At 34.9% G+C, this 24,392-nt stretch carries 26 protein-coding genes and 2 tRNA genes; 25 read left to right on the forward strand and 3 right to left on the reverse strand.

What is annotated here, in order from left to right; genetic code table 11:
* Positions 1–663, forward strand: a 663-nt coding sequence (locus tag KM149_RS03945) for an LPXTG cell wall anchor domain-containing protein (protein ID WP_241415533.1), incomplete at its 5' end; no start/stop codon positions are given.
* A gap of 150 nt (positions 664–813) precedes the next feature.
* A complete protein-coding gene (locus KM149_RS03950) occupies positions 814–1,461 on the forward strand; it encodes a CPBP family intramembrane glutamic endopeptidase (protein ID WP_165545836.1) in 648 nt (215 codons plus the stop codon).
* Between the two features lie 250 nt (positions 1,462–1,711).
* Here KM149_RS03950 and KM149_RS03955 read toward each other — a convergent pair whose 3' ends face one another.
* Positions 1,712–2,368 (reverse strand): HD domain-containing protein, encoded by a 657-nt coding sequence (locus KM149_RS03955; RefSeq protein WP_241415582.1) that lies wholly within the window; start codon positions 2,366–2,368, stop codon positions 1,712–1,714.
* Between the two features lie 13 nt (positions 2,369–2,381).
* Complete coding sequence (gene cls, locus KM149_RS03960) at positions 2,382–3,872, reverse strand: cardiolipin synthase (protein WP_241415534.1); 1,491 nt, start codon at positions 3,870–3,872, stop codon at positions 2,382–2,384.
* 139 nt (positions 3,873–4,011) lie between these two features.
* Between cls and csoR the strand changes: the two genes are divergently transcribed.
* The 5 genes from csoR (at position 4,012) to KM149_RS03985 (ending at position 7,281) form a co-directional block, all read left to right on the forward strand.
* Complete coding sequence (gene csoR / locus KM149_RS03965; RefSeq protein ID WP_050330414.1) at positions 4,012–4,299, forward strand: copper-sensing transcriptional repressor CsoR; 288 nt, start codon at positions 4,012–4,014, stop codon at positions 4,297–4,299.
* 21 nt (positions 4,300–4,320) lie between these two features.
* Positions 4,321–4,554 (forward strand): putative copper chaperone CsoZ, encoded by a 234-nt coding sequence (gene csoZ / locus KM149_RS03970; protein WP_050345362.1) that lies wholly within the window; start codon positions 4,321–4,323, stop codon positions 4,552–4,554.
* Positions 4,547–4,753: a cation transporter gene (locus KM149_RS03975; RefSeq protein ID WP_182281054.1), complete on the forward strand. Its 207-nt coding sequence runs from the start codon at positions 4,547–4,549 to the stop codon at positions 4,751–4,753. The genes csoZ and KM149_RS03975 overlap by 8 nt, the downstream gene beginning before the upstream one ends.
* A 103-nt stretch (positions 4,754–4,856) precedes the next feature.
* Positions 4,857–7,043 (forward strand): heavy metal translocating P-type ATPase, encoded by a 2,187-nt coding sequence (locus KM149_RS03980; RefSeq protein WP_241415535.1) that lies wholly within the window; start codon positions 4,857–4,859, stop codon positions 7,041–7,043.
* Between the two features lie 88 nt (positions 7,044–7,131).
* Positions 7,132–7,281: an Lmo0850 family protein gene (locus KM149_RS03985; protein ID WP_164905407.1), complete on the forward strand. Its 150-nt coding sequence runs from the start codon at positions 7,132–7,134 to the stop codon at positions 7,279–7,281.
* Positions 7,282–7,349: 68 nt separating this feature from the next.
* On the opposite strand, the gene KM149_RS03990 is transcribed toward KM149_RS03985, so the two are convergent.
* The gene (locus KM149_RS03990) at positions 7,350–8,567 is read right to left on the reverse strand and encodes an FtsW/RodA/SpoVE family cell cycle protein (RefSeq protein ID WP_050330421.1); all 1,218 of its coding nucleotides are present in this window, start codon (positions 8,565–8,567) and stop codon (positions 7,350–7,352) included.
* A 154-nt stretch (positions 8,568–8,721) separates the two neighbouring features.
* On the opposite strand from KM149_RS03990, the gene KM149_RS03995 reads away from it, so the two are divergent.
* From KM149_RS03995 to KM149_RS04080, 18 genes are all read left to right on the forward strand, one after another.
* The gene (locus KM149_RS03995; RefSeq protein WP_241415536.1) at positions 8,722–9,792 is read left to right on the forward strand and encodes a D-alanine--D-alanine ligase; all 1,071 of its coding nucleotides are present in this window, start codon (positions 8,722–8,724) and stop codon (positions 9,790–9,792) included.
* A 12-nt stretch (positions 9,793–9,804) separates the two neighbouring features.
* The gene (locus KM149_RS04000) at positions 9,805–11,166 is read left to right on the forward strand and encodes a UDP-N-acetylmuramoyl-tripeptide--D-alanyl-D-alanine ligase (RefSeq protein WP_241415537.1); all 1,362 of its coding nucleotides are present in this window, start codon (positions 9,805–9,807) and stop codon (positions 11,164–11,166) included.
* Between the two features lie 196 nt (positions 11,167–11,362).
* Positions 11,363–12,850, forward strand: a complete 1,488-nt coding sequence (cshA, locus tag KM149_RS04005; RefSeq protein WP_165545829.1) for a degradosome RNA helicase CshA — start codon at positions 11,363–11,365, stop codon at positions 12,848–12,850.
* Positions 12,851–13,141: 291 nt separating this feature from the next.
* Positions 13,142–13,615, forward strand: a complete 474-nt coding sequence (locus KM149_RS04010) for a PH domain-containing protein (RefSeq protein WP_241415538.1) — start codon at positions 13,142–13,144, stop codon at positions 13,613–13,615.
* Positions 13,608–15,122 carry a PH domain-containing protein gene (locus KM149_RS04015; RefSeq protein ID WP_241415539.1) on the forward strand — a complete coding sequence of 505 codons (1,515 nt, stop codon included), beginning with the start codon at positions 13,608–13,610 and terminating at the stop codon, positions 15,120–15,122. The genes KM149_RS04010 and KM149_RS04015 overlap by 8 nt, the downstream gene beginning before the upstream one ends.
* Positions 15,106–15,627: a PH domain-containing protein gene (locus tag KM149_RS04020; protein WP_060829607.1), complete on the forward strand. Its 522-nt coding sequence runs from the start codon at positions 15,106–15,108 to the stop codon at positions 15,625–15,627. The genes KM149_RS04015 and KM149_RS04020 overlap by 17 nt, the downstream gene beginning before the upstream one ends.
* Positions 15,624–15,980, forward strand: coding sequence for a holo-ACP synthase (gene acpS / locus KM149_RS04025; RefSeq protein WP_050330431.1), 357 nt, complete (start codon positions 15,624–15,626; stop codon positions 15,978–15,980). The genes KM149_RS04020 and acpS overlap by 4 nt, the downstream gene beginning before the upstream one ends.
* A gap of 44 nt (positions 15,981–16,024) precedes the next feature.
* The gene (gene alr, locus KM149_RS04030; protein ID WP_165545826.1) at positions 16,025–17,173 is read left to right on the forward strand and encodes an alanine racemase; all 1,149 of its coding nucleotides are present in this window, start codon (positions 16,025–16,027) and stop codon (positions 17,171–17,173) included.
* Positions 17,174–17,258: 85 nt separating this feature from the next.
* Positions 17,259–17,429, forward strand: a complete 171-nt coding sequence (gene mazE / locus KM149_RS04035) for a type II toxin-antitoxin system antitoxin MazE (protein WP_016426487.1) — start codon at positions 17,259–17,261, stop codon at positions 17,427–17,429.
* Positions 17,430–17,783: a type II toxin-antitoxin system PemK/MazF family toxin gene (locus KM149_RS04040; RefSeq protein ID WP_016426488.1), complete on the forward strand. Its 354-nt coding sequence runs from the start codon at positions 17,430–17,432 to the stop codon at positions 17,781–17,783. It begins immediately after the preceding gene.
* 58 nt (positions 17,784–17,841) lie between these two features.
* Positions 17,842–18,846 carry a SpoIIE family protein phosphatase gene (locus tag KM149_RS04045; protein WP_241415540.1) on the forward strand — a complete coding sequence of 335 codons (1,005 nt, stop codon included), beginning with the start codon at positions 17,842–17,844 and terminating at the stop codon, positions 18,844–18,846.
* Positions 18,847–18,924: 78 nt separating this feature from the next.
* Entirely contained in the window at positions 18,925–19,251 is a 327-nt protein-coding gene (locus KM149_RS04050) for an anti-sigma factor antagonist (protein WP_050330435.1), read from the forward strand.
* Position 19,252: 1 nt separating this feature from the next.
* Complete coding sequence (rsbW, locus tag KM149_RS04055) at positions 19,253–19,732, forward strand: anti-sigma B factor RsbW (protein ID WP_016426491.1); 480 nt, start codon at positions 19,253–19,255, stop codon at positions 19,730–19,732.
* Positions 19,707–20,477: an RNA polymerase sigma factor SigB gene (gene sigB / locus KM149_RS04060; RefSeq protein ID WP_016426492.1), complete on the forward strand. Its 771-nt coding sequence runs from the start codon at positions 19,707–19,709 to the stop codon at positions 20,475–20,477. Before rsbW ends, sigB begins: the two co-directional genes overlap by 26 nt.
* Before the next feature lie 534 nt (positions 20,478–21,011).
* A complete protein-coding gene (locus KM149_RS04065; RefSeq protein WP_165545824.1) occupies positions 21,012–23,162 on the forward strand; it encodes a Tex family protein in 2,151 nt (716 codons plus the stop codon).
* On the forward strand, positions 23,155–23,610 hold the full coding sequence (locus KM149_RS04070; RefSeq protein WP_050330438.1) for a SprT family protein: 456 nt from the start codon (positions 23,155–23,157) through the stop codon (positions 23,608–23,610). The genes KM149_RS04065 and KM149_RS04070 overlap by 8 nt, the downstream gene beginning before the upstream one ends.
* A gap of 421 nt (positions 23,611–24,031) precedes the next feature.
* A tRNA-Leu gene (locus KM149_RS04075) sits at positions 24,032–24,114 on the forward strand.
* A 21-nt stretch (positions 24,115–24,135) separates the two neighbouring features.
* Positions 24,136–24,209, forward strand: a tRNA-Gly gene (locus KM149_RS04080).
* The last annotated feature ends 183 nt before the right edge of the window (positions 24,210–24,392 follow it).

Consider the following 24,392-nt stretch of genomic DNA (forward strand, 5'->3'; position numbering starts at 1 on the left):
GGTAAAGCAACAGAAGATGCACATGCAGAAGCATGGGAAAAAGAAGCAGAAACAAAAGATTGGGATACACCAAACGCGCAAGAAGGTAAAGCAACAGAAGATGCACATGCAGAAGCATGGGAAAAAGAAGCAGAAAAACATCAAGCTGACTTTCCAAATGAAAATCATCAAAATCAACCAGACATGTCACCACATGATAAGCAAGCAATGGATCAAAAATCATCTTCCAATGCCATTTCTAAAGATAAAATGCAATCACAGCAAGTAGCGCACGAAAAAAATATGGATCAACCTCAAACTGAACACAAGTCAATGCAATCCACTGTACAAGCTCAAATGATGAATACTAGGCCATCAAAAATACAGAATGTGAATATGATGAGCAGTGCAGGAAGTCACGACGATGCTCAATATCCATCTCCTTCCATTTTAAATGCACTGCCAAGCGAACCTCATGGCGTGAATATAATGACAACTGAGATGCAAACTGTGAAACAAAGCCATTTAATCGATAATTTACACAAAAATGATATGGTAACTGCTTCTCAACAACATGAGGAGAAGATGTTACCAGAAACAGGCCAAAATGGTCGAAGTTTCCCAATGTTGTTATCACTTTTATTTACAAGTATGGGCGCATTCATTTTAAGAAAAACAAAATAATGATGACTTATTTACAAACATTTGAATCAATAATTCATAAATTGTTTAACTTAAAGCTCCAAAGGTTATTGACACCTTTGGAGTTTTTATGTATATTATTTAAAATAAAATAATTATCAAATAGATAAAAATAAAATTTAAGGAGACAGTATGAAAGAAACAATTAGGCAAATTTTTCATGAAGACAACCGTGTGAATAATGATGCATTAACTTTACGATTGATTAAAGGTATTATATTCATGCTCATTTTTGTAATTTACATTGGTGAGTCATCTGTTTTAGAGACCCTTTCTCTAAAAGCATGGATTTACTTTATAGTGCTTGCATTTCTTATATATATGTTAAAGTACTTCAAAATTAATTTATTTAGTTTTAAAAAGTTAACAGCTAAGGATATTTCGATTATTGTGATTGTTATAATTGTTGTGAAATTACTTGATTATTTATTTTCTTATCTTTACGCTGGATCAACATTAAATCAGGAAAATATAGAAAGCAGTATTCAAGGTATTTCAATATTAAATTTTGCAATATTTTTTGCATTACTTCCAGCGCTCTTGGAAGAAATTGTTTTTAGAGGAATTATCTTACGTGTATTATTTAAAGGACATTTGTTTATAGGGTTAATTGTCAGCAGTGTTCTTTTTGGTTTTGTCCATGAATATAGTAATTGGATAGAATTTTTACCTTATTTTTATTCAGGTCTTTTCTATGGCCTTGCATACTTAATAACAAGAAGAATCGAAGTGGTGATATTAATCCATTTTCTGGGGAATTTTAGTGCTTTTTGGATATAACAATAATGTACATATAAAAATGATTTTTGAGGCTATTGGGATGACTGTAGCTGTTTGATTGGAATGCGTCACTTACTTGAAAAGGTGACTTAAATTGAGAAAAGCTTTATTTAAAGCAAAAAACTCAATTTAAGTCACCTTTATTGATTCTTGTTGCTTTCATGAGCTCAGTCATATGATTGAGTGAGCCCAATTATAGAAGTGAAAGTATATATCGTTATTATTTTAAGAGAAATAGAGAAGTAATGAATTAGTGATGTATATCAGAAAGCCATTCAGCCATAAACTGTGTCAAAAAGAGTTCTAAAAAAGCATGGCGCTTCTCAGCCATTTGTCGTGCAGTTTGAGTATTCATCAAATCTTTTAACTTTAATAATTTTTCATAAAAATGCTTAATGGCAGAGGGGGGAAGGTGACTAACATCTTCTAATTCGTTTAATTGTTTTAAAGTATATTCACCTGTCCACATAGGTTCATTGAAATGACCGGCAAATTGAAAAGTTCGTGCAATACCGATGGCACCCATCGCATCTAAACGATCAGCATCTTGTACAATTTGAGCTTCTATTGTGTTGAGTGTACCTACAGAATTTGATTTTCTAAAACTCATATGATCGATAATGTAGAAAATGGCTTGTTGGTCATCAGAAGGAACTTTATGTAAATGTAAAAACTGCTCTAATTCTTGGTGCGCAGTAATGCTATCCACTAATTTATCATCGACTGTGTCATGTAGAAGTGCTGCCATTTCAATGATGAAACAATTTGCTAAAGGATAGTGTTGCGCAATTTCTAAAGCAAGATGTCGCACACGTAAGACATGTGCAACATCATGACCACTACGATCTCCCTCATGTTTAGACTTCATATAGTTTAATGCGGCTGTGATTGCATCTTTCATCTTTATTTCAACTTCCTTTTTATAGAATAGGGGCAAGTAATTGGCTGATAGCCTCTTTAAATTTTATCCATATACTTCTCTCGTCATAGCGTTCTTTTGTAAGTTCAGAACAAACTTTTAGATCGGTTTCAAAACTTTTTCTGACTTCTTTAGCTAATTTTTCATTATATACGAAAGCATTGACTTCAAAGTTCAAAGTGAAACTTCGATTATCCATGTTCGTAGTACCGACGCTTGTAATTTCATCATCAATAGTGAGTGTTTTGGCGTGTAAAAAGCCATTATCGTATAAGTAAACACGTGCGCCGGCTTCAATCAAGCTCGCCACATTTTTAAATGTTGCCCAGTAAACAAATGGATGATCTGGTTTACTTGGGATCATAATATTGACATTGACCCCACCCAGTGCTGCGATTTTTAATGCATCCATAAAAGCTTCATCTGGAACGAAATAAGGGGTTTGAATATAAATATCTTTTTTAGCCATAGAGATCATTTTAAGGTACCCATATTTTACTTGTTCCCACAATTCATCTGGGCCACTAGATGCAATTTGAACGCCCATACTGCCTTGTTTTGACCCTGTGTGTTTAGGAAAATACTTTTCATTATAAACCATATTGTCACGACTTGCTTGCGAATTCCAATCCAAAATATATCGTAGCTGTAATGCATGAACAGCTTCTCCTTGTATTCGAAGATGTGTATCACGCCAATATCCAAACTTTTTGGATAAACCTAGATATTCATTACCTACATTAAAACCGCCTACATAACCTATTTGACCATCAATAACAACAATTTTACGATGATTACGATTGTTCATACGCAAGTTAATCAGAGGCAACTTTGAAGGAAAGAATGATTCAACATGCCCGCCTTTTTCTTTGAATTTCTTAAAATCTCTCAACGTTAAGCCCCTTGAACCCATATCATCATATAACATTTTAACTTCGACGCCCTGTTCTAATTTTTCCTCTAATAAAGCCATAATACTTTTACCGAGTGTGTCGTGGCGGAAGATGTAATATTGGATATGTATGTAAGATTGTGCTTGACGTATATCTTCTTTTAAGTGTTCGAATTTTTGATAGCCATCTGTTAACAATTCAATTTCATTATTTTTTGTATAAAAGGCAGCGTTATTATAGAGGAGCATTTGTATCATACGACTGTAATTTTGTATATGAGGATTGTGTGGCTCAAATTTGTTATTTTTAATGGCCTTTAATTGTTGGTTAACGATGTATTCAAGGCCAATTCGATCCCTTTGATCTAACTTAAAGATAGATTCACGTTGAATTTGTCTACCGAATAGCAAGTAAATAACAAATCCTATCAATGGAAACAAGCCGAGTACAAATATCCACGCCCATATGGATCCTGCACTTCTTCTTTCCATAAAGATAATTGTAAAGATAAAGGTTAAATTTAATAAAAAAGCCCCTATCAACAGATAATTGATAATCACATTATCATTAAAAAAGAATGTATAGAAAATTTCAGGCATAACTTCTATCTCCTTTTATATGAAGTTTTTATCATTGTAACATAGAATATAATGTTCGATACAGAAACATTGACATATACCTATATAGGGTATATGATACACAATGTAAGAGAAGTTAAGCAGATTTGAGGGATGTGAAATGATAGAACAAGCACACCATTCAGATGAAATTAAACGTAACTTAAAATCACGTTTAAACCGCATCGAAGGTCAGGTCAAAGCAATAAATCGTATGATTGATGAAGATGTCTATTGTGATGACGTACTTACACAAATTAGAGCAACACGTTCAGCTTTAAATAGCGTTGCGACACGTCTCCTTGATCACCATATGAAAAGTTGTATTATGAATAAAATTGATTCCGGACACCAAAGTGAGGCAATGGAAGAATTACTTGTGACTTTTCAAAAATTAATGAAAGACTAAGAATGATGATGGGGTGAAAATATGGAAACAGGTCATGTTAATGTTTCTAACTTAACAACGCTTGAGGAAAAAGAGAAACTGACACAACGATTACTGGATATGATTGGGGTTGAAGCGGTTAATATCGATCTTGATACTCAACGCATTATACTCACTTATCAAACACCAGCTAATCTTAATACTTTAGAGAAAGAAATTTATGATGCAGGTTTTCCTGTTATCCAATCACATAAAGGAGTGTATGAAAATGAGTAAACATGTTATTCAAGTTGAAGGGATGAGTTGCGCCCATTGTAAAGCAGCAGTTGAAGGTGCCGTAAAAGATAATCCAGATGTTGTCCATGTAGAAGCGTTTCCAGCTGATAATAAAGTTGAAGTGGATGTCAAAAAAGATGGGGCCCTCGATGATATTAAGCAACGTATTTATGATCAAGGCTATGACGTTGTTTCGTAAAAGTTAGGGGAAATACGTAGGGGTTATTTTTCATAGAAAGACGAAAAATGACCCCTCATTTTAAATGAAGAATATACCCTGTATAGGTATAGGAGATGAAAATATGGCACAAGAAACTTTTAAAATTTCAGGAATGACCTGTGCGGCTTGTTCTTCGAGGATTGAACGTGTGTTAGATCGTGAGGAAGGTATCGATCAAGTAAGCGTCAATCTGGTTATGGAGAAAGGGACAGTCACATTTGATCCTAATCAAATTTCAATAGAAGAAATCTATGAACGTGTCGCGAAAATTGGTTATCAAGCATTTCCAATGGAGACTAAAAAAGAAGCGGATCAACGTAAACATGATGAGCTTAAACGTCAGAAATATAAATTTATTGTCTCGCTCGTTTTGGCTTTACCGTTACTTTATACGATGTTTGCGCATTTTTCATTTTTAAGCTTTATTCCAGTACCAGAATTATTACTTAATCCTTGGTTTCAATTGATACTTGCGACACCAATTCAGTTTGTTTTAGGTTGGCAATTTTATGTAGGTGCATATAAATCATTAATAAATAAAAGTGCAAATATGGATGTTCTTGTAGCGATGGGTACTTCAGCTGCTTATTTTTATAGTATTTATTTGATGTTCACAACACCACATCATCATGGGCATAGCCATACACCACTTTATTTTGAAACAAGTGCGATTTTAATTACATTAATTTTATTAGGTAAATATTTTGAAAAACGAGCAAAAGGGCATGCTAGTGATGCAATTAGTAAGCTCGCAGCTCTACAAGTTAGAGATGCAGAAGTTGAACGTCACGGTGAAACTGAAATGCTACCCATTGAAGATATTAGAGTAGGAGATATTGTCCGAGTGAGAACAGGACAACAAATTCCACTTGATGGCGAAATTATTGAAGGTGAAACGACGATCAATGAATCTATGTTAACGGGTGAGAGTATTCCGGTAGAAAAAACAGTAGGCGATCAAGTGATTGGTAGTACAATCAACCAGACGAACTTCATTAAGTTAAAAGTGACACATGTGGGTGAAGATTTGATTTTAAATCAAATTATTAAAGTCGTTGAAGATGCACAAAATGATAAACCACAAATTCAAAGATTAGCGGATAAAATTTCTAATATTTTTGTGCCATCAGTTATCGCAATTGCGCTCGTCACATTTTTAATTTGGTATTTAGTGATTACACCATTTCAACTCACTGAATCTCTTGAAATTTTTATTGCTGTAATCGTCATTGCTTGTCCGTGTGCATTAGGTTTAGCTACACCAACTTCTATTATGGTAGGTTCAGGTCGAGCAGCAGAAGCGGGTATTTTATTTAAAACAGCGGAATCATTAGAACAGACGAAGCATGTTGATACAATTGTATTTGATAAAACTGGAACGCTAACACACGGTGAGCCAGAAGTCGTTCATGTGATAGCTTATATGCAAGATGAATCATTAGGTGCTTACATTAAAAGTATGGAAGTACAATCAGAGCATCCGCTTTCTAAAGCGTTAGTCCAACATTTTAAAGATGCACAAACTTTGGATGTGCAACAGTATCAAACACATGCAGGAAATGGTATTTCCGGTGTGATACAAAATCAACACATTCGTATTGGTTCAGTTCGTTTTATATCAGAAAACGTTAAGTTGATGGAATCTGAATATACACAAGTGCGTGACCTTGAGCAACAAGGGACTACAGTTGTAGGTATGACAATTGATAATCAACTTGCAATGTTGATGGCGTTGCGAGATGAACCGAAAGAAGACGCACAAACAGTATTAAGTCAATTAAGTGAAAATCATACGCTCATTATGTTGAGTGGTGATAGCGAACAAACTGCACGTGCTATTGGTCATGAGCTTGGCATCGATCATATCATTTCAGAAGTCAAACCCGATGAAAAATCCAAAGTCATACGCGATCTTCAAAGCCAAGGGAAACGTGTAATGATGGTGGGTGATGGAATTAATGATGCACCTGCACTCATGACAAGTGATATCGGTGTTGCTATGGGTTCAGGTTCAGATATTGCACTTGAATCAGCAGATATAGCGTTAGTTAAAAATAAATTAGCTTCTATTGCAGAAGCATTAAAATTGAGTCACCTCACTATAAAAAATATTAAACAAAACCTCTTTTTTGCATTTTGTTATAACTTAATCGGCATTCCGATTGCAGCTGCAGGTTTCTTAGCACCATGGGTTGCAGGCGCAGCGATGGCATTTAGTTCTGTTTCTGTTGTTATTAATGCACTTCGGTTAAAAAATATAAAAAAATAATTTTTGTAAATTTAAATTTTGGTGTAGTAATATGTCGAAATTTGGGGTAATATAAAGGTAGTAGATAAGCAAAGTACGGGGTGATTTCATGGCAAAAAAGAATGACAAGCTTCAAAATGTAGTTCAAATGTTGTCTTCAATCGGTGTCAAGGTTAAGAAAACCAAATCCCGATTTGATATTATGCGTACGCTACCTAATCCCAAACCTGCAACTGAAAATATTAATCGTATTAAATAAAAAAACGCTTAGATGTACAAGCTTGATGACATCTAAGTGTTTTTTTATACATGTTTACGATTTGTGTATCAATTGTGGGTAGGGCTCGCAGTTTTTGTTGTGTTGAGATTTTCATCATATTTTTTAGGCGTATGATAATGAATGCTTAAAATCACGCCTACCCCTGTCATTAAACTCCACAACGAACTTCCTCCATAACTTATAAATGGTAACGGTATACCCGTAATGGGTAATAATTGAATCGTCATGCCTATGTTTTGAACGATATGGAATAGTAATAAACTTGCATAACCAACAATAAAAGATTTATTAAATAAATCATCGGCATTCGTCGCCATGCGTAGTAAATGAATCAACAATAGTAAAAAGATACCTAATAAAACGACAGCCCCGATAAAGCCAAACTCCTCACCAATAACTGAAAAAATAAAGTCTGTATGATTTTCTGGAATGTAGACTTCTCCGTTGTTCAAACCTTTTCCTATTAATTGACCTGAGCCAATGGCTTTTAAAGATTCCGTTAAGTGAAACCCGTCCCCCGAACTGTATGAATAGGGATCCAACCATGAATTAATACGGCCTAATTGATATGTTTTAATGCCAGCCACATTTTCAATTAAATTCGGCTTATAAATAATGGATAAAATTAAGGCGGATCCAATTATAATGACTGTACCAAATAGAGGTGCTAAAATTTTCCAAGTCACACCGCTTACAATCACAATACCAGCGATAATTGCAAGTATCACGAGTGTTGTTCCTAAATCGTTTTGTAACAGAATAAGGGCCATTGGAATGATGCTCACAAAAGCGATCTTAAATATTAACATTAAGTCCGTTTCGAAAGATTTATTGAAAGTGAAGCGATTGTGTTGGGCAACAACTTTTGAGATGGCTAAAATCAATACGATTTTCATGAATTCTGAAGGTTGAATGCTAATAGGGCCGAAACGATACCAACTCTTAGCACCGTTAATCACAGGTGTTATTGCAGATTCAGGCATAATGATTAACCCTAATAACAGAATAATAAATATAAAGTAAATGATATAAGTATATTTGCGTATTTTTTTAGGTGAAAATAACATAATTATAAAAGCAATGATTGCACCAAGTATGTAATAAAAAATTTGCCTTAAACCAAAATCTAAGCTATATTGGCCGCCTCCCATTGCCGAATGAATTGTCATAATACTAATTACAAAAAGGACAGTAATAAGCGTAATTAACTGCCAGTCTAACCGTCGCAAAAATGACTTTTGCGTTTGTTGTCGAGAAGATACCATGTCAATCTCCTTTACACATTATTTCTTTTATTTTCATTATATACCGATTTTACATAAGTTGTAATCAAATTGCTAATAATGCCGAAAAATAAATGCAATAGAAATGTTTGTCGTGGTAAGATGTAGATTAGATGAAATATATGGAGGCGGGTTTATGTCAAAGGAAGCTTTATGTATCATTTATGGTGGTAAAAGTGCTGAACATGATGTGTCTATTTTAACAGCTCAAAACGTATTAAATGCGATAGATAAAGAACGTTACCACATTGATATTATTTATATTACTAATGAAGGTAAATGGAAGAAAACAGAAAACATTACCGAAGAAATTACAAGTACGAATGAATTAGAAATCACAGATAACGTAGAAGGTGATATTTCTACGTTGTTAACAGAAAGTAGCCAAGGCGGCCGTTATGACGCTGTATTTCCGCTCTTACATGGGCCTAATGGTGAAGATGGCACTATTCAAGGGTTATTTGAAGTATTAGATCTTCCATATGTAGGCAATGGTGTATTGGCTGCGTCTAGTTCAATGGATAAACTTGTTATGAAACAATTATTTGCCCATCGCGGTTTACCACAACTCCCATATGTAAGTTTTTTACGTAGTGAATACGAAAAGTACCGTAAAAATATTCTTAAGTTAGTCCATGATAAATTAGAGTTCCCTGTATTTGTTAAACCAGCAAATTTAGGTTCAAGTGTCGGAATTAGTAAATGTGAAGATGAAGCAGCTTTAATTCAAGGGATAGAGGAAGCATTTCAATTTGACCGTAAACTAGTAATCGAACAAGGTGTGAATGCGCGTGAGATTGAAGTCGCAGTGCTCGGAAATGACTATCCAGAGACAACATGGCCAGGTGAAGTCGTGAAAGATGTTGCATTTTATGATTACAAGTCAAAATATAAAGACGGAAAAGTGAAGTTAGCGATTCCTGCAGAGTTAGACCCAGAAGTACAAATGACTTTACGCAATATGGCGGTGGAAGCTTTTAAAGCGACTGATTGTTCTGGATTGTTACGCGCTGATTTTTTTGTTACAGAAGATAATCAGATATTTATTAATGAAACGAATGCGATGCCTGGTTTTACGGCTTATAGTATGTATCCAAAATTGTGGGAAAACATGGGTGTTTCTTATTCAGAATTAATTACTAAGTTGATAGATTTAGCAAAAGAACGATATGCAGATAAACAAAAAAATAAACATCGCATTGACTAGGAGTTTTGAACAATGATTAATATCACGTTAAAACAAATTGCTGAATGGATAGATTGTAAAATTGATTCACAATATTTAGATGTAGAAATTAAAGGCGTCACTATTGATTCTAGAAAAATTGAAAAAGGTCAGCTCTTTATTCCTTTCAAAGGTGAAAATGTTGATGGTCATCAATATGCTGAACGAGCATTACGCGACGGGGCTGGCGCGACTTTTTTTGAAGCACAAAGTTCAGTTAAATTCCCAAAAGCGGGTCCGGTGATTGTAGTTTCAGATACGCTAGTGGCGTTACAACAATTAGCAAAAGCTTATCTTCAATACGTATCTCCAACTGTTATTGCTGTTACAGGTTCTAACGGTAAAACGACAACGAAAGATATGATTGAAAATGTCTTAGCCGGACATTACCGTGTACAAAAGACACAGGGCAATTACAATAATGAAATCGGTATGCCGTTAACGATTCTAAATCTAAATAAAGATACAGAAATTTCGATTTTAGAAATGGGAATGTCTGGTTTTCACGAAATTGAATTATTATCTACAATTGCACAACCGGATTTTGCGATTATAACGAACATTGGTGAGTCACATTTGCAAGATTTGGGTTCACGTGAAGGTATTGCAAAAGCTAAGTTTGAAATCGTTAAAGGTTTAAAACCAGGAGGCTACTTCATATATGATGGGGACGAGCCTTTATTGCAACCTCATGTTGACACTTTAGAATCAGCTAAAGTCATCAGCATCGGCCGAAATGCTTCCAATGATGTACAATGTGAAATTGTTTCGCATCATGATGAAGGGATTGTATTTAAATTAAATGGTAATGAACAATACTCAATTCCAGTGTTAGGCGAGCACAATATGCGAAATGCAGCGATTGCGATTACGGTTGCACGTGCTTTAAATATTCAACATGATGAAATTCAACAGCAACTCAATCAATTGCAGTTGACTGACATGCGTATGCAAAAATTTAAAGCTAAAAATGGTGCGCTAATAATCAATGACGCGTATAACGCAAGTCCTACAAGTATGAAAGCTGCAATTGAAACATTGACACTTTTAGAAGGTAATAAAATATTAATCTTAGGTGATGTTTTAGAGCTAGGGGCGCAATCTAAAATCATGCACGCAAGTGTCGGCCAATATTTGGAGGGTAAAGGGATTAATGGTCTGTATACGTTTGGTGAGGCAGCAATGGAAATTCATGAAAAAGGAAAACATCATGTGGACGAAGCGATTCATTTTGATACAAAAGACAAGATGATTCGTTATTTGACTTCTATTGTAGATCAAGGTGACGTTGTTCTTGTTAAAGCATCAAGGGGCATGCGTTTAGAAGAAGTGGTAGAAGCGCTTGTAAAGGCGTAATCTAAAAAGTTTGATATCAGTCCCATTTTAGTTGTTGGCAATATCATTTAAATCCTTAGAAAATATATAAGAATTTAAATGATATTGATTTTTCGTTTATTGCGGTATTGTGGCTAAGATGGTAATATGTAGAAGTTAGATTAAACTTATTTGACAAAAATATATGAGAATTATGATTCAAAAAAGGAGAATTACTTTGCAAAATTTTACAAATTTAGGTGTTTCAGAACGTACAGCTGAAACCCTCGAGGCAATGGGTTTTACAGAGCCGACACCCATCCAAAAAGATAGTATCCCATATGCACTCGAAAACATCGATATATTAGGACAAGCGCAAACTGGAACAGGGAAAACAGGTGCGTTTGGTATTCCACTTATTGAAAAAGTAATTGGAAAAGAAGGTGTGCGTGCTTTGATCTTAGCACCTACACGTGAATTAGCGATGCAAGTGGCTGAACAATTAAGAGAATTTAGTCGTGGGCAAAAAGTTCAAGTCGTCACTGTTTTTGGCGGTATGCCAATTGATCGTCAAATCAAATCTTTAAAGCGCGGACCACAAATCGTTGTAGGTACACCTGGGCGTGTGATTGATCACCTTAATCGTCGTACTTTAAAAACGCAATCTATCGAAACATTAATTTTGGACGAAGCAGATGAAATGATGAATATGGGCTTCATCGATGATATGCGTTATATTATGGATAAATTACCGTCTGAAAACCGTCAAACAATGTTGTTCTCAGCAACAATGCCAAAGGCAATACAAGAATTGGTTCAAAAATTCATGAAATCACCAAGAATTATTAAAACGATGAACAATGAAATTTCTGATCCACAAATTGACGAGTATTATACAATTGTGAAAGAGTTAGAGAAATTTGATACGTTTACGAACTTCTTAGACGTTCATCAACCTGAATTGGCTATTGTATTTGGACGTACAAAACGTCGTGTAGATGAATTAACAAGTGCATTATTATCTAAAGGTTATAAAGCAGAAGGTTTACACGGTGATATTACTCAGGCGAAACGTCTTGAAGTTTTGAAAAAATTTAAAAATGATCAAATTGATATTTTAGTAGCTACAGATGTGGCAGCGAGAGGACTTGATATTTCAGGTGTAAGCCACGTATATAACTTTGATATCCCTCAAGATACTGAAAGCTATACACACCGTATTGGCCGTACAGGACGTGCAGGTAAACATGGTATCGCTGTTACTTTTGTTAACCCAATTGAAATGGATTATATCCGTCAAATCGAGCAAACGAATCGCCGTCAAATGCGCGCATTAAGACCGCCACATCGTAAAGAAGTTTTAAAAGCACGCGAAGATGAAATAAAAAGTAAGGTTCAAAATTGGATGGAAGCTGATAAAGAACCACGTGTAGAAAATATTGCGAAACAGTTATTAGAAACTTATGATCAAACTGAACTTGTCACAGCATTATTGCAAGAACTTGTTGAATCAAATGATGAGGTTGAAGTACAACTTACATTTGAAAAACCTTTAGCACGTAAAAATCGTTCGCCAAAAGGAAATCGAAAAGTAGGCAATAATAAGCGTCACTCTAAATCAAATCGCAATTTTAAACAAAACAATAACAACAAAAAAGGTAACTTCAAACATAAAAGAGAAGCAAAAGTGAAGAAGGGCCGCACTTTTGCAGATCATCAAAAATAGGTAACTTTATTATAAACAATACGTACAACACGACTATTAGTTAAAGTGTTTATGTCATTGTGTTGTGATGATGACCATCAATTTTAAAGAGGTTAGACAATCAGGTATACAGAAGCGTTCAAACAGACACTAATGAGTAGTGACTATAACGCATCTGTCAGGTATTGTTTGGCCTCTTTTAATCATGTTCAATAAAGCAAAATGCTCTTGAAAAGGCATTGAAACGCATTCAGCCTACATAAAGATTTATGATATAATGATGCTAAATTTATTGAGGAGTGTTAAATCATTATGGAATTTGAATTTCTTCACCCCCCTAAGGTGGCATTGACATATATGAAAATATTATGTGTCATACAATGTAGCATCGTAATCGTCTTGATTGGCGTTGCAAGTTGGCTATGGTTGTATTTTGACTTATGGATGATTATGATATACGTTTTTGCCATAATAGCAGTCATGGCGCTCATCTTTTTTATAGCGAACCCTTTTATTTATGATCGCTATTATACATATCGCATAACAGCGCATCATATTGAAATTCAAAAACGATGGTGGTTTAGAAAATATGAAGTCATTCAAATAGAGCGGATTCAAAGTATTTCGCGTGAAAATGGACCGTTACAAAGGCATTATCAATTACAACAGTTGCATTGTACTACCGCGGGTCATAGTATCCAACTTCCTCTTGTTCTGGATGAAGACGCGAAACGTATTGAAGCCTATTGTATGAACCAACTTAAAGGTGGTGATGCAGATGTATAGTCCACAAAAATTGCATCCGATTTCATATATATTATCATTGATTACAGCGATTAAAGATAATTTTATGTTTATTATTATCTTTCTTATATTTCAAATAGATTCATTTGATTTTTCAGATCTTAAAAACTATGTGTGGCCCGGAATTCTTATAATTTTGTTTGTAATGAGTTTTTTAAGACGCTCTGTTGAAATTTTTCGTACTCGTTATTGGATAGAAAATGAATATTTTGTACTTACAAGTGGTCTTTTTAATTTAGAACGTAAAGAATTAAATATTAAACGTATTCAATCTGTTGATATCACTCAAAATATTGTTCATCAACTTGTAGGTGGCGTAAAACTTACAATTAAAACACCTAGCGATGGCATTAACTTAAACATGGTCACAAAGCAACAAAGCGTTTGGATTCAACAAGAAATAGAAAAAACGAAGCGTCAAATTGAAGAAACTGAAACAGTTGAAACAGTGGATGAACATACTCACTTTGAAGATGCGAATTCTAATAGTGTACAACATGAAGATATACACGTTTATCAATTGTCATTGAAAAACTTATTGCTCATGAGTATGACGAGTGGGGCACTTTTTGTCACATTACTTACGATATTACCGATACTATCAGCACTCTCTGATGTGATTCCTTGGGACAAAATCTTTTCTCAAGTCAACGGTTTTGTAGCACATATTACTATTGCCTCGGTTATCGTCATTTTTGCGATTTTGTTCATTGCCTATATTGCCGGTGTGCTGATGAATATGATTCGATTTTATCAATTCACCCTTATACGTAATGGCGATTTCTTAAAAGTTAAATATGGTTTGTTTAATGTAAAAACCATGACCCTCCCAATTTCAAGGATACAAGCGATTGAAGAGGAAAAGTCATTTATTAGACACATGCTTGGTTATACTAAATATGCGTTTATGATTACAAGTGATATGGATTTGGACACAGAAGACGATACAATCACTGGTCGTATAACGGTGTTACCATTTATCAAACAAAAAGAAGCACAAACGTTAATTTCGTCATTGGTTCCGAACATGGCTTTTCATCAAGTCGAAAAAGGGATGCCGTGGCGTGGGTTTCATAGACGTTTTTGGATACTTTCACTCATTCTCATAAGTATTATATGGGCGTTTAATGATTATTTATGGACATGGATTTGGATCCCGACTGTCATCATCATTGCTTATCTCGTATTACACAGCTGGGTTACGACACTTTATTCCGGCGCATACTTCAGTAAAGATGAGGCGGCAATATGTAAAGTAACAGGATTCGGGTTTAGAACGACTTACTTTAAAAAAGACAAGGTTTTAGGTTATCAAGAAAGTGCGCATCCTTTTATGAGACGAGCAAACCTTACACATTTTCGATTTATTTTAGCAAGTGGATCAATCAATAAAGAAGTTGGATTAAATTTTGAAGATAAAAATAAAGCGAAGGCATATAATCATTGGTATCTAGGAGGTGCAACAGTGTATCATGGAAAAAATGAGTGAGCAGGGTCCTAAAGCAATGCGAGTTGTAGCGGTGATTGTTGCAGCAATCATCTTGATAGTACTCATTGCGAGTCTTGTGGCAGCTTTTTATTTAGAGTGGAATAAATGGATGCTTGTTTTAAGTGGTTTGATTGCTGTAATATGGCTGTTGTACCTTATTATATATGCATGGATAAACCCTATTTATCAATATCGAATATTTGGATATCACTATACAAAAGATCTAATTACAGTGAGAGAAGGGTTTATATTTATCAGGCAAGATACGATTCCTCTCTTTAGAATTCAAAATGTGGATTTAAATGAAGGATGGATTATGAGGAAATACCATCTCGCAACATTAACACTTTCTACTGCAGGTGGAAATCACCAAGTATCTTATATTGATAAGCAAGTTGCATTAAAAATAATGAAATTTATTAAACGGGAAAGTCAAAATGACCTTGAACTTCCTCAGAATGCGACGTCGAATCAGATGAATGATGGAGATGAAGAGATTTCATGATATTTGGAATAGGAATAGATTTAGTTGAAATGTCACGAATGCGTAAAATACTAAGTCGCCAAAGTCGCTTTCCAGAGAGAGTTTTAACATCTGGTGAGCGAGAAACTTTCAACAATATCCAATCGGAAAGAAGACGACTTGAGTTTTTAGCTGGACGTTTTGCTGTAAAAGAAGCTTTTAGCAAAGCATTAGGCACAGGTATAGGGGAAAGCGTGTCATTTCAGGATATTCATTGTGAAAATGATGAAATGGGGAAACCTACGATACAGTATGAAGGGTTTAAAGTCCATGTATCCATTACGCACACAGAACAGTATGCCGTGAGTCAAGTGATTTTAGAAAAAGATGAATAGGAACATAGCGGAATGCGCTTTAATAATTGAGGAAGGTGACTTGAATGTCAGAAAAGTATTATCGTACCACCACATTGAAAATAGATTTAGATGCAATTACAGAAAATTATTATGCATTAACAAAATTGCAACCGAATAAAACATTGATGCCTGTTGTTAAAGCAAATGCTTATGGTTTAGGGAGTATACAAATTGCTCAACATCTTAGTCAATTAGGGGCAGAGTTCTTTTGTGTAGCAACGTTAGACGAGGCAATAGAGCTACGAATGCATGGTATTAAAGAGAAGATTTTAATTTTATCAAGCATACCACCTGATGCAATTAACAAAGCGATTCAACATCGTGTTGCGGTAGCCGTTCCTTCAAAATCATGGTTAGAAGCGGCAATTTCACATATCGATAGTGATACAGATAAATCTTTATGGATGCACATTAAATTGGATACTGGAATGAACCGATTAGGGATTAAAGATATAGAAATGTATCATGAAGTGAAAGCAATGATAGAAGCACATGATTTATTGGTGTTTGAAGGTACTTTTTCACATTTTCATTCAGCAGATGAGGATGATGATTCAGCGCAACAACAATATACACGTTTTGAAGAAATGATTGAAAGCACAGACCATCCACCGTATATTCATATTCAAAACTCTGCTGGCGCATTACGTTTTGATCCTGCATTATGTAATGCCTTTAGAGCAGGTATCGCGTTGTACGGTTATTATCCATCAACTTTTATAGAAGAAAAGGCAACAGCTAAGTTAAAGCCTTCAGCTAAGTTAGTGTCACAAGTGATGCAAGTTAAACACGTTCGTAAAGGTGAGGGTATCGGTTATGGCCATACATTCAAAGCCCTAGAAGATATGCACGTGGCTTTACTTCCTATTGGGTATGCAGATGGTTATTTACGTTCAATGCAACATGCACATGTGCGTTTAGGCGCTTTCCAATGTGAAGTGGTTGGGCGTGTAAGTATGGATCAAACAGCAATTCGTGTGCCGGGACATACGCAGCTCGGTGACGAAGTGATTTTGATTGATAACCAGGCGCACACATCACAATCTGTTGAAGCCTTAGCGGCCCAACAGCAAACGATTAATTATGAAGTCCTTTGTAATTTAGGTAGACGTATCGCGCGTCAATATGTGACAAAAGAAATGTCCGAAATCTCGAACGAATTGTTAAAATAGTATGGTACTTCCGACTGATTTTTGATATTATAATCAGTAATCAGAGAATTTTTTAATGTGTTGTATTGATATGGAGGTCCTATTTATGTCAGCATTCAATCAAACAAGATTTAAAAATTTAGAACAATCTTTAAAAGAAGGCTATGTTCAAATGGCAGATTTGAATCTCTCCCTAGCAACTGAAGCATATTCAGTTGAATGTGAAGCCTGTGATTGTAATGAATCACACTTGTTATCAGATTATAAGGATGACTAAATGAAGCGCGGGGACGTTTACTTAGCAGATTTATCACCAGTACAGGGCTCTGAACAGGGGGGAGTAAGGCCCGTAGTTATTATTCAGAATGACACTGGAAATAAATACAGTCCAACTGTTATTGTCGCAGCAATTACTGGTCGGATTAATAAAGCTAAAATACCAACGCATGTAGAAATAGAAAAAAATAAATATAAGCTCGACAAAGATTCTGTCATCTTATTAGAACAAATTCGAACGGTCGATAAGAAGAGACTTAAAGAGAAATTAACATTTTTATCTGAAGAAAAGATGAAAGAAGTTAATTACGCACTTGGTATTAGTTTAGGACTGAACATGAATCATCATAAATAGGCTTTAGGACAACTCTCCTAAAGCCTTTTAGCTGTTATAAAGTAAAGGGGGACGTCTAATGTCGGAAGATAGCAAATTGCGCTATTTTGAGCTCGTGCGTCAATTTTTAAAGCATGATAATAGAGAAAAAGTATTAAAGCAAGCGCAATCGTTTTCGAAGGATTTATCAGACGATGCATTACTACCTGAAGATTTTGTGTGTATACATAAGCAATTTTTTAAAAATAATTCATTGAATCAATCAGAGATGATTGAGAGCCTAGACGTTCTAAAGACAGTCGTTGAAAGCTTCGGCTATGATTATCAAGATTATAAAAATTTAGTTAACAAAGTTGAAGTTCATGACAAAGAGTTGGATGTTGCTTCAAGATTACAGCAAACGATGTTAAAAACAAATATCCCTCAATTTGATAGCATTCAAATTGGTGTCATTTCAGTTGCAGCACAGCATGTGAGCGGCGACTATTTTAACTTAATTGATCATAAAGACGGCACGATGAGTTTTGCTGTTGCAGATGTCATAGGTAAAGGTATCCCAGCAGCGTTGGCAATGAGTATGATTAAATTTGGCATGGATTCTTATGGTCATTCTCAATTACCTAATGATGGCTTAAAACGTCTAAATCGTGTAGTTGAAAAAAATATTAATCAGAATATGTTTGTTACAATGTTTTATGGTTTATATGAAGATTTAAATCATGTTCTTTACTGTAGCTCTGCTGGACACGAGCCAGGGTATATTTTTAGAGCTAAAACCAATGAATTTGAAGAAATTACAGTTCGAGGACGCGTTTTAGGCGTGAGTCCTCATGTCCGTTATCAACAACAAGAGATAGCGATTGAAATTGATGATATGATTATTATTTTCACAGACGGTGTGACTGAAATACGCAAAGAGGATGGACATTTTATCAATACACAAAATATCCTTGATTTTATCCTTAAATATAAATCATTGCATCCACAAGATATTGTACAACTTTTATACGAAGAGCTTTTAAGAGTACAAAAGTCTGGTAAACGTGATGATCTTACAATACTTATTATTAAGCGTGTACATTAAATAAGATAGTGAGATTACAAATGATTAGAAATGGGTAAGAAAGTTAAGTAGAGAATAAACGTAGGAGTGTAATCAATAATGAACCTTAATATAGAAACGCAAGAACACAAGACACATTACGATATTTCAGTAGCTGGTGAACTTGACGTTGCAACTGTGCCAGAGTTAGAAAAAGTGTTGGTACCCATTCGACAAGCAGGGACACACGATATTTACGTAAATTTAGAAAATTTGACCTATATGGATTCAACTGGACTGGGTTTATTTGTCGGGACTTTAAAAGCTTTAAACCAACATGAAAAAGAATTATATATTTTAGGCGTGAATGATAGAATTAAACGATTATTTGAAATTACAGGTCTTGATGATTTAATGCATGTCAACGAAGGAACGGAGGTCGAATAAAATGACACATGCAAATGACTTCATTGAAATGAGACTTCCTGCTTCAGCTGAATATGTGAGTTTGATTCGTTTAACACTTTCTGGTGTTTTTACACGTGCAGGTGCGACTTATGATGATATTGAAGATGCTAAGATTGCTGTAAGTGAAGCTGTGACGAACGCAGTGAAACATGCTTACAAAGGCAAAGAAGAAAAAGGCTACATCAATGTCGGTTTTGAACTTGAACCAGATCGTATTAAAATCATTGTTTCTGACCAAGGTGATAGCTTTAATTACCAAGAGACTAAACAAAATCTAGGCCCTTATCAAGAAAATGAAAATATTGACTTCTTAAGAGAAGGTGGCTTAGGTTTATTCTTAATCGAATCGTTGATGGATGAAGTCACAGTTGATAAAGAAACTGGTGTTACGATTAGTATGATTAAGTATATTAGAAAAGAGCAGGTGCGAAATAATGGCGAAAGAGTCGAAATCAGCTAACGCTGTTTCACCTGAACAAATCAACCAATGGATTCAAGCACATCAAGAGCATCACGACGAAGAGGCCCAAGAAAAGCTCGTTAAACACTACGAAAAGCTAATTGAATCCTTAGCCTATAAATACTCAAAAGGCCAATCCCATCATGAAGATTTAGTGCAAGTTGGTATGGTTGGACTTATAGGCGCGATTAATCGATTTGATTTATCTTTTGATAGAAAATTCGAAGCTTTCTTGGTTCCGACTGTTATAGGTGAAATTAAGCGATATTTACGTGATAAAACATGGAGTGTTCATGTCCCACGTAGAATTAAAGAAATAGGACCGAGGATTAAAAAGGTCAGCGATGAATTAACGAACGAATTAGAACGATCACCTTCAATCAGTGAAATAGCTGACAGACTTGAAGTTTCAGAAGAGGACGTTCTTGAAGCGATGGAAATGGGTCAGAGCTATAATGCACTGAGTGTGGATCATTCCATCGAAGCGGATAAAGATGGTTCAACGGTTACATTATTAGATATTATGGGACAACAAGATGAAAATTTCGACTTAACTGAAAAGCGTATGATACTTGAACGGATTTTACCTATTTTATCTGATCGTGAGCGAGAAATTATCCAGTGTACTTTTATAGATGGATTGAGCCAAAAAGAAACTGGAGAGCGTATCGGTTTAAGCCAAATGCATGTATCACGTTTACAAAGAACCGCTATAAAAAAGTTGCAAGAAGCAGCCAAAAAATAAAATCCAATAGATTAACATTGAAGTGGCTATAAAAATAATGATAGGAATTGAAGCATTTCATTTATAAAGAGTTTAGAACATAAACTATTTAAAGCGTTGATTAACTCGACTCGCTTGGTTATGGAGGTTGAAGTTTCGCTTATTATGCGATCATGCAACTACAGAGGTGGATCAAAGTGAATGTAGCTTCAATTAAATATCGTTCATTTCGCTTTTGTCATGATTAATTAAAAAATACGGAAGTGGTTTATTTTTAACTTTAATAGTGAATGATGACGTGCATAAACGAAACCACATTATACGAAGTTTTATCATAAAAAATAAGCGCTAAGACGATTTCTATTAAAAATCAACTTAGCGCTATTTATTTTGGGGTTAATGTCCTAGTCTTTTTTTTACATTTATAAAAAAGTAGAAATGGCAATTGGTACTTATAAAAAACACCTATTTTGAGTGCATTGGATTAAACTATTAACTTTCAAATGTGAATGTTACAATAATAAAGAACGAGAAACGAGAAAGTGGGGATTTAACTTGACCAATCATTTTGTTCAAGACATACATAATAAATATCAATTTCCAGTCAAACATATTAATGCTGTATTGCAGTTGTTAGAGGAGAAAAATACAGTACCTTTTATCGCACGTTACCGAAAGGAAGTAACCGGTGGATTGGATGAAGTTGAAATCAAACAAATAGCTGATGAATATCAATATATGGAAAATCTTCAAAAAAGAAAAGATGAAGTCATCCATAATATAGAGCAACAGGGCTTATTAACAGTTGAGCTAAAAAATGAAATTCAAAAGCAAACTAAATTACAGCGTGTCGAAGATTTATATCGTCCTTTTAAACAAAAGAAAAAGACACGTGCTACAGAAGCTAAAAGAAAAGGGCTAGAACCTTTAGCAGAGTGGCTATATCTACAACAACAAAATGCAAATATCGAGGAAAAAGCATCTGAATTTATCAATGAAGAAGTACCTTCAGTTGAACATGCATTGCAAGGGGCAAAAGATATTATCGCCGAGAAAATAGCAGATCATCCGCAATATCGGAAACAAATTTTAAGTCAAACGTTAAAAACAGCGAATATTACTTCGCAGAAAAAGAAAAATGCGGAAGATGAAAAAGCAACATTTGAAATGTATTACGATTATCAAGAGCCACTGCGCAAAGTTGCAAATCATCGTATATTAGCAATGAATCGTGGTGAATCCGAAAAAGTTTTACAAATTAAAATTGAAGCTAACCTAATAGAGCTCACGCAAAATATTAAAAAGTTAGAACTTAAAGCGCAAAATGATTTAACGACTTACGTTGAAAGCGCAATTGATGACGCAATGAAGCGTTTAATATTCCCTTCAATTGAAAGAGAAATTCGAGGCGATTTAACTGAGCGTGCCGAAACACAAGCGATTCACTTATTTAGTGAAAATCTAAAAAGTCTGTTACTACAACCGCCATTAAAAAATAAACAAATTTTAGGGGTAGACCCAGCTTTCAGAACGGGTTGTAAATTAGCAGTAGTAAATCCTTATGGCACTTTCATAGAAAAATCGGTGATATATCCACATCCTCCAGTTTCGAAAATCAAAGAAGCAGAACGTACATTCTTAGAAATAGTGAAAGCATTCAATATTGACTTGGTGGCAATAGGTAATGGTACGGCTAGCAGAGAAACAGAACAATTTGTTGCGAGCATGATTCAAGAAAATCAACTTGACTTGAAGTATATTATCGTCAATGAAGCGGGGGCTTCTGTTTATTCTGCATCAGACATTGCAAGAGCGGAATTTCCGGACTTTCAAGTAGAAGAAAGAAGTGCTGTGTCGATTGCGAGACGTGTTCAAGATCCTTTAAGTGAGCTTGTAAAAATTGATCCAAAATCCATTGGCGTTGGACAATATCAGCATGATGTAAATCAAAAAGCATTAGGTGGCGCTTTAGATTTTGTTGTTGAAACCGCCGTAAACCAAGTCGGTGTTGATGTTAATACAGCCTCAAGTACGTTGCTACAGCACGTGTCTGGTTTGTCTCGACAAATTGCTGAGAATATTGTTGCATATAGAGAAGAGAACGGTGCAATAACACATCATAAACAATTGAATAAAGTAAAACGTTTAGGCACCAAAACATTTGAACAAAGTATCGGCTTTTTGAGAATTGTCGAAGGCAAAGAACCGCTTGATAATACAGCAATTCATCCTGAAAGTTACCCTGCAACCTACCAGTTGTTAGAAACGGTAGGTTTAGAAATATCAGAAATTGGCAGTGGCAAAGCGCTAGAACAATTAAAGCAGCTTGACATTGCGACGCAAGCGAATGCTTTAAATATTGGTGTTCCAACCTTAGAAGATATTATTAAATCATTAATTGCGCCACATCGTGATCCAAGGGATGATTTTGAGACACCAGAACTCAAATCGGACGTTTTATCTATTGAAGACTTATCCAAAGGGATGAAACTGAATGGGACAGTCCGAAATGTTGTCGATTTTGGCGCTTTTGTAGATATTGGTGTGAAACAAGATGGGCTAGTCCATATTTCGAAACTAGCCAAAAAGTTTGTAAAACACCCAATGGACATCGTTAGTGTAGGAGATATTGTTGAAGTTTGGATAGAACAAATTGATCGACAAAAAGGAAAAGTTGCATTGACTATGATTAATCCTAATGAATAATCAAGAGCTACAAAAATTAACAGAAAGTATTGCGATTAATGAATTTAATCAGCCATTTCAACATCAAGCGTTCTTTAATAATCGATTAAGAACAACTGGTGGCAGATATATGTTAGAGTCGCATCATATTGAAATTAATCCGAAGCAATATGAAACATATGGTAAGCAAGCGTTAATAGATATTATCAAACATGAATTATGCCATTATTTTTTGCACATTGAAGGAAAAGGCTATCAACACAAAGATCAAGATTTTAAATTATTGGCTGAAAAGGTAAAGGCACCCCGTTTTTGTCAACCAATAAAAAGTTATCAATCTAGAGTTAAGTATGAATATCAGTGTCTTTCATGTCAGACCACATTTCAACGAATAAGAAGTGTAAATATCGAAAAAATGCGATGTGGAAAATGTGGGGGTCGTTTAAAATTATTACGTCAACTCAGATAGTATATAAATAGAGAGTAAAGGCAATTTATGTATTCTGTATTGTCATAGGATTAAGATTTATGAGATTTGAGATTTAAATTGCACACGCATTCAATCATTTCAAACTTTTTATTAACAGTACTTACGTTGATAATCACAATGATTGAATGCTAATTTTGTTTTTTATAAAAATTTTATTGACAAAAATGGACCACCTTATTATAATTATAAAAGTCGTCAGAACAAGAAGTTCTTTAAATTTATTAAAAGAAAAAATTATTTGACATAGAACGAGTTGTGTAGTATTCTAAAATACGTCGCAAATTTAATGTGTTAAAACAAGATGACAAACATTAAATTAATGTTAAAAAAGTGTTGACACTTCTAAAAGCGTATTATATAATGAATAACGTTCTGAAAAAAACCTATCGTTTGATTCCAAGCGGTCGTGGCGGAATGGCAGACGCGCTAGGTTGAGGGCCTAGTGGGAGAAATCCCGTGGAGGTTCAAGTCCTCTCGGCCGCATCAACCAATTTAATTTAATAAGCGGGTGTAGTTTAATGGCAAAACCTCAGCCTTCCAAGCTGATGTTGTGGGTTCGATTCCCATCACCCGCTCCATTTAATCAATAATGAAATGAACATTGAAAACTGAATGACAATATGTCAACGTTAATTCCGATAATTTGAGTACTTTAACGTACTTTGAAGAGTGATTGACTTAAACAATCAACGAGCTATATCAAGCTTACTTCTTTTATGGAGAGTTTGATCCTGGCTCAGGATGAACGCTGGCGGCGTGCT

The sequence above is a fragment of the Staphylococcus coagulans genome, from assembly GCF_022557135.1.
In the GTDB taxonomy this organism is placed as follows: Bacteria; Bacillota; Bacilli; order Staphylococcales; family Staphylococcaceae; genus Staphylococcus; species Staphylococcus coagulans.

Coding starts and splice junctions, on each gene's coding strand:
- KM149_RS03950 (WP_165545836.1), top strand. CDS start 814: ATGAAAGAAACAATTAGGCAAATTTTTCATGAAGACAACCGTGTGAAT.
- cls (WP_241415534.1), bottom strand. CDS start 3,872: ATGCCTGAAATTTTCTATACATTCTTTTTTAATGATAATGTGATTATC.
- csoR (WP_050330414.1), top strand. CDS start 4,012: ATGATAGAACAAGCACACCATTCAGATGAAATTAAACGTAACTTAAAA.
- csoZ (WP_050345362.1), top strand. CDS start 4,321: ATGGAAACAGGTCATGTTAATGTTTCTAACTTAACAACGCTTGAGGAA.
- KM149_RS03975 (WP_182281054.1), top strand. CDS start 4,547: ATGAGTAAACATGTTATTCAAGTTGAAGGGATGAGTTGCGCCCATTGT.
- KM149_RS03980 (WP_241415535.1), top strand. CDS start 4,857: ATGGCACAAGAAACTTTTAAAATTTCAGGAATGACCTGTGCGGCTTGT.
- KM149_RS03985 (WP_164905407.1), top strand. CDS start 7,132: ATGGCAAAAAAGAATGACAAGCTTCAAAATGTAGTTCAAATGTTGTCT.
- KM149_RS03990 (WP_050330421.1), bottom strand. CDS start 8,567: ATGGTATCTTCTCGACAACAAACGCAAAAGTCATTTTTGCGACGGTTA.
- KM149_RS03995 (WP_241415536.1), top strand. CDS start 8,722: ATGTCAAAGGAAGCTTTATGTATCATTTATGGTGGTAAAAGTGCTGAA.
- KM149_RS04000 (WP_241415537.1), top strand. CDS start 9,805: ATGATTAATATCACGTTAAAACAAATTGCTGAATGGATAGATTGTAAA.
- KM149_RS04010 (WP_241415538.1), top strand. CDS start 13,142: ATGGAATTTGAATTTCTTCACCCCCCTAAGGTGGCATTGACATATATG.
- KM149_RS04015 (WP_241415539.1), top strand. CDS start 13,608: ATGTATAGTCCACAAAAATTGCATCCGATTTCATATATATTATCATTG.
- KM149_RS04020 (WP_060829607.1), top strand. CDS start 15,106: ATGGAAAAAATGAGTGAGCAGGGTCCTAAAGCAATGCGAGTTGTAGCG.
- acpS (WP_050330431.1), top strand. CDS start 15,624: ATGATATTTGGAATAGGAATAGATTTAGTTGAAATGTCACGAATGCGT.
- alr (WP_165545826.1), top strand. CDS start 16,025: ATGTCAGAAAAGTATTATCGTACCACCACATTGAAAATAGATTTAGAT.
- mazE (WP_016426487.1), top strand. CDS start 17,259: ATGTCAGCATTCAATCAAACAAGATTTAAAAATTTAGAACAATCTTTA.
- KM149_RS04040 (WP_016426488.1), top strand. CDS start 17,430: ATGAAGCGCGGGGACGTTTACTTAGCAGATTTATCACCAGTACAGGGC.
- KM149_RS04045 (WP_241415540.1), top strand. CDS start 17,842: ATGTCGGAAGATAGCAAATTGCGCTATTTTGAGCTCGTGCGTCAATTT.
- KM149_RS04050 (WP_050330435.1), top strand. CDS start 18,925: ATGAACCTTAATATAGAAACGCAAGAACACAAGACACATTACGATATT.
- rsbW (WP_016426491.1), top strand. CDS start 19,253: ATGACACATGCAAATGACTTCATTGAAATGAGACTTCCTGCTTCAGCT.
- sigB (WP_016426492.1), top strand. CDS start 19,707: ATGGCGAAAGAGTCGAAATCAGCTAACGCTGTTTCACCTGAACAAATC.
- KM149_RS04070 (WP_050330438.1), top strand. CDS start 23,155: ATGAATAATCAAGAGCTACAAAAATTAACAGAAAGTATTGCGATTAAT.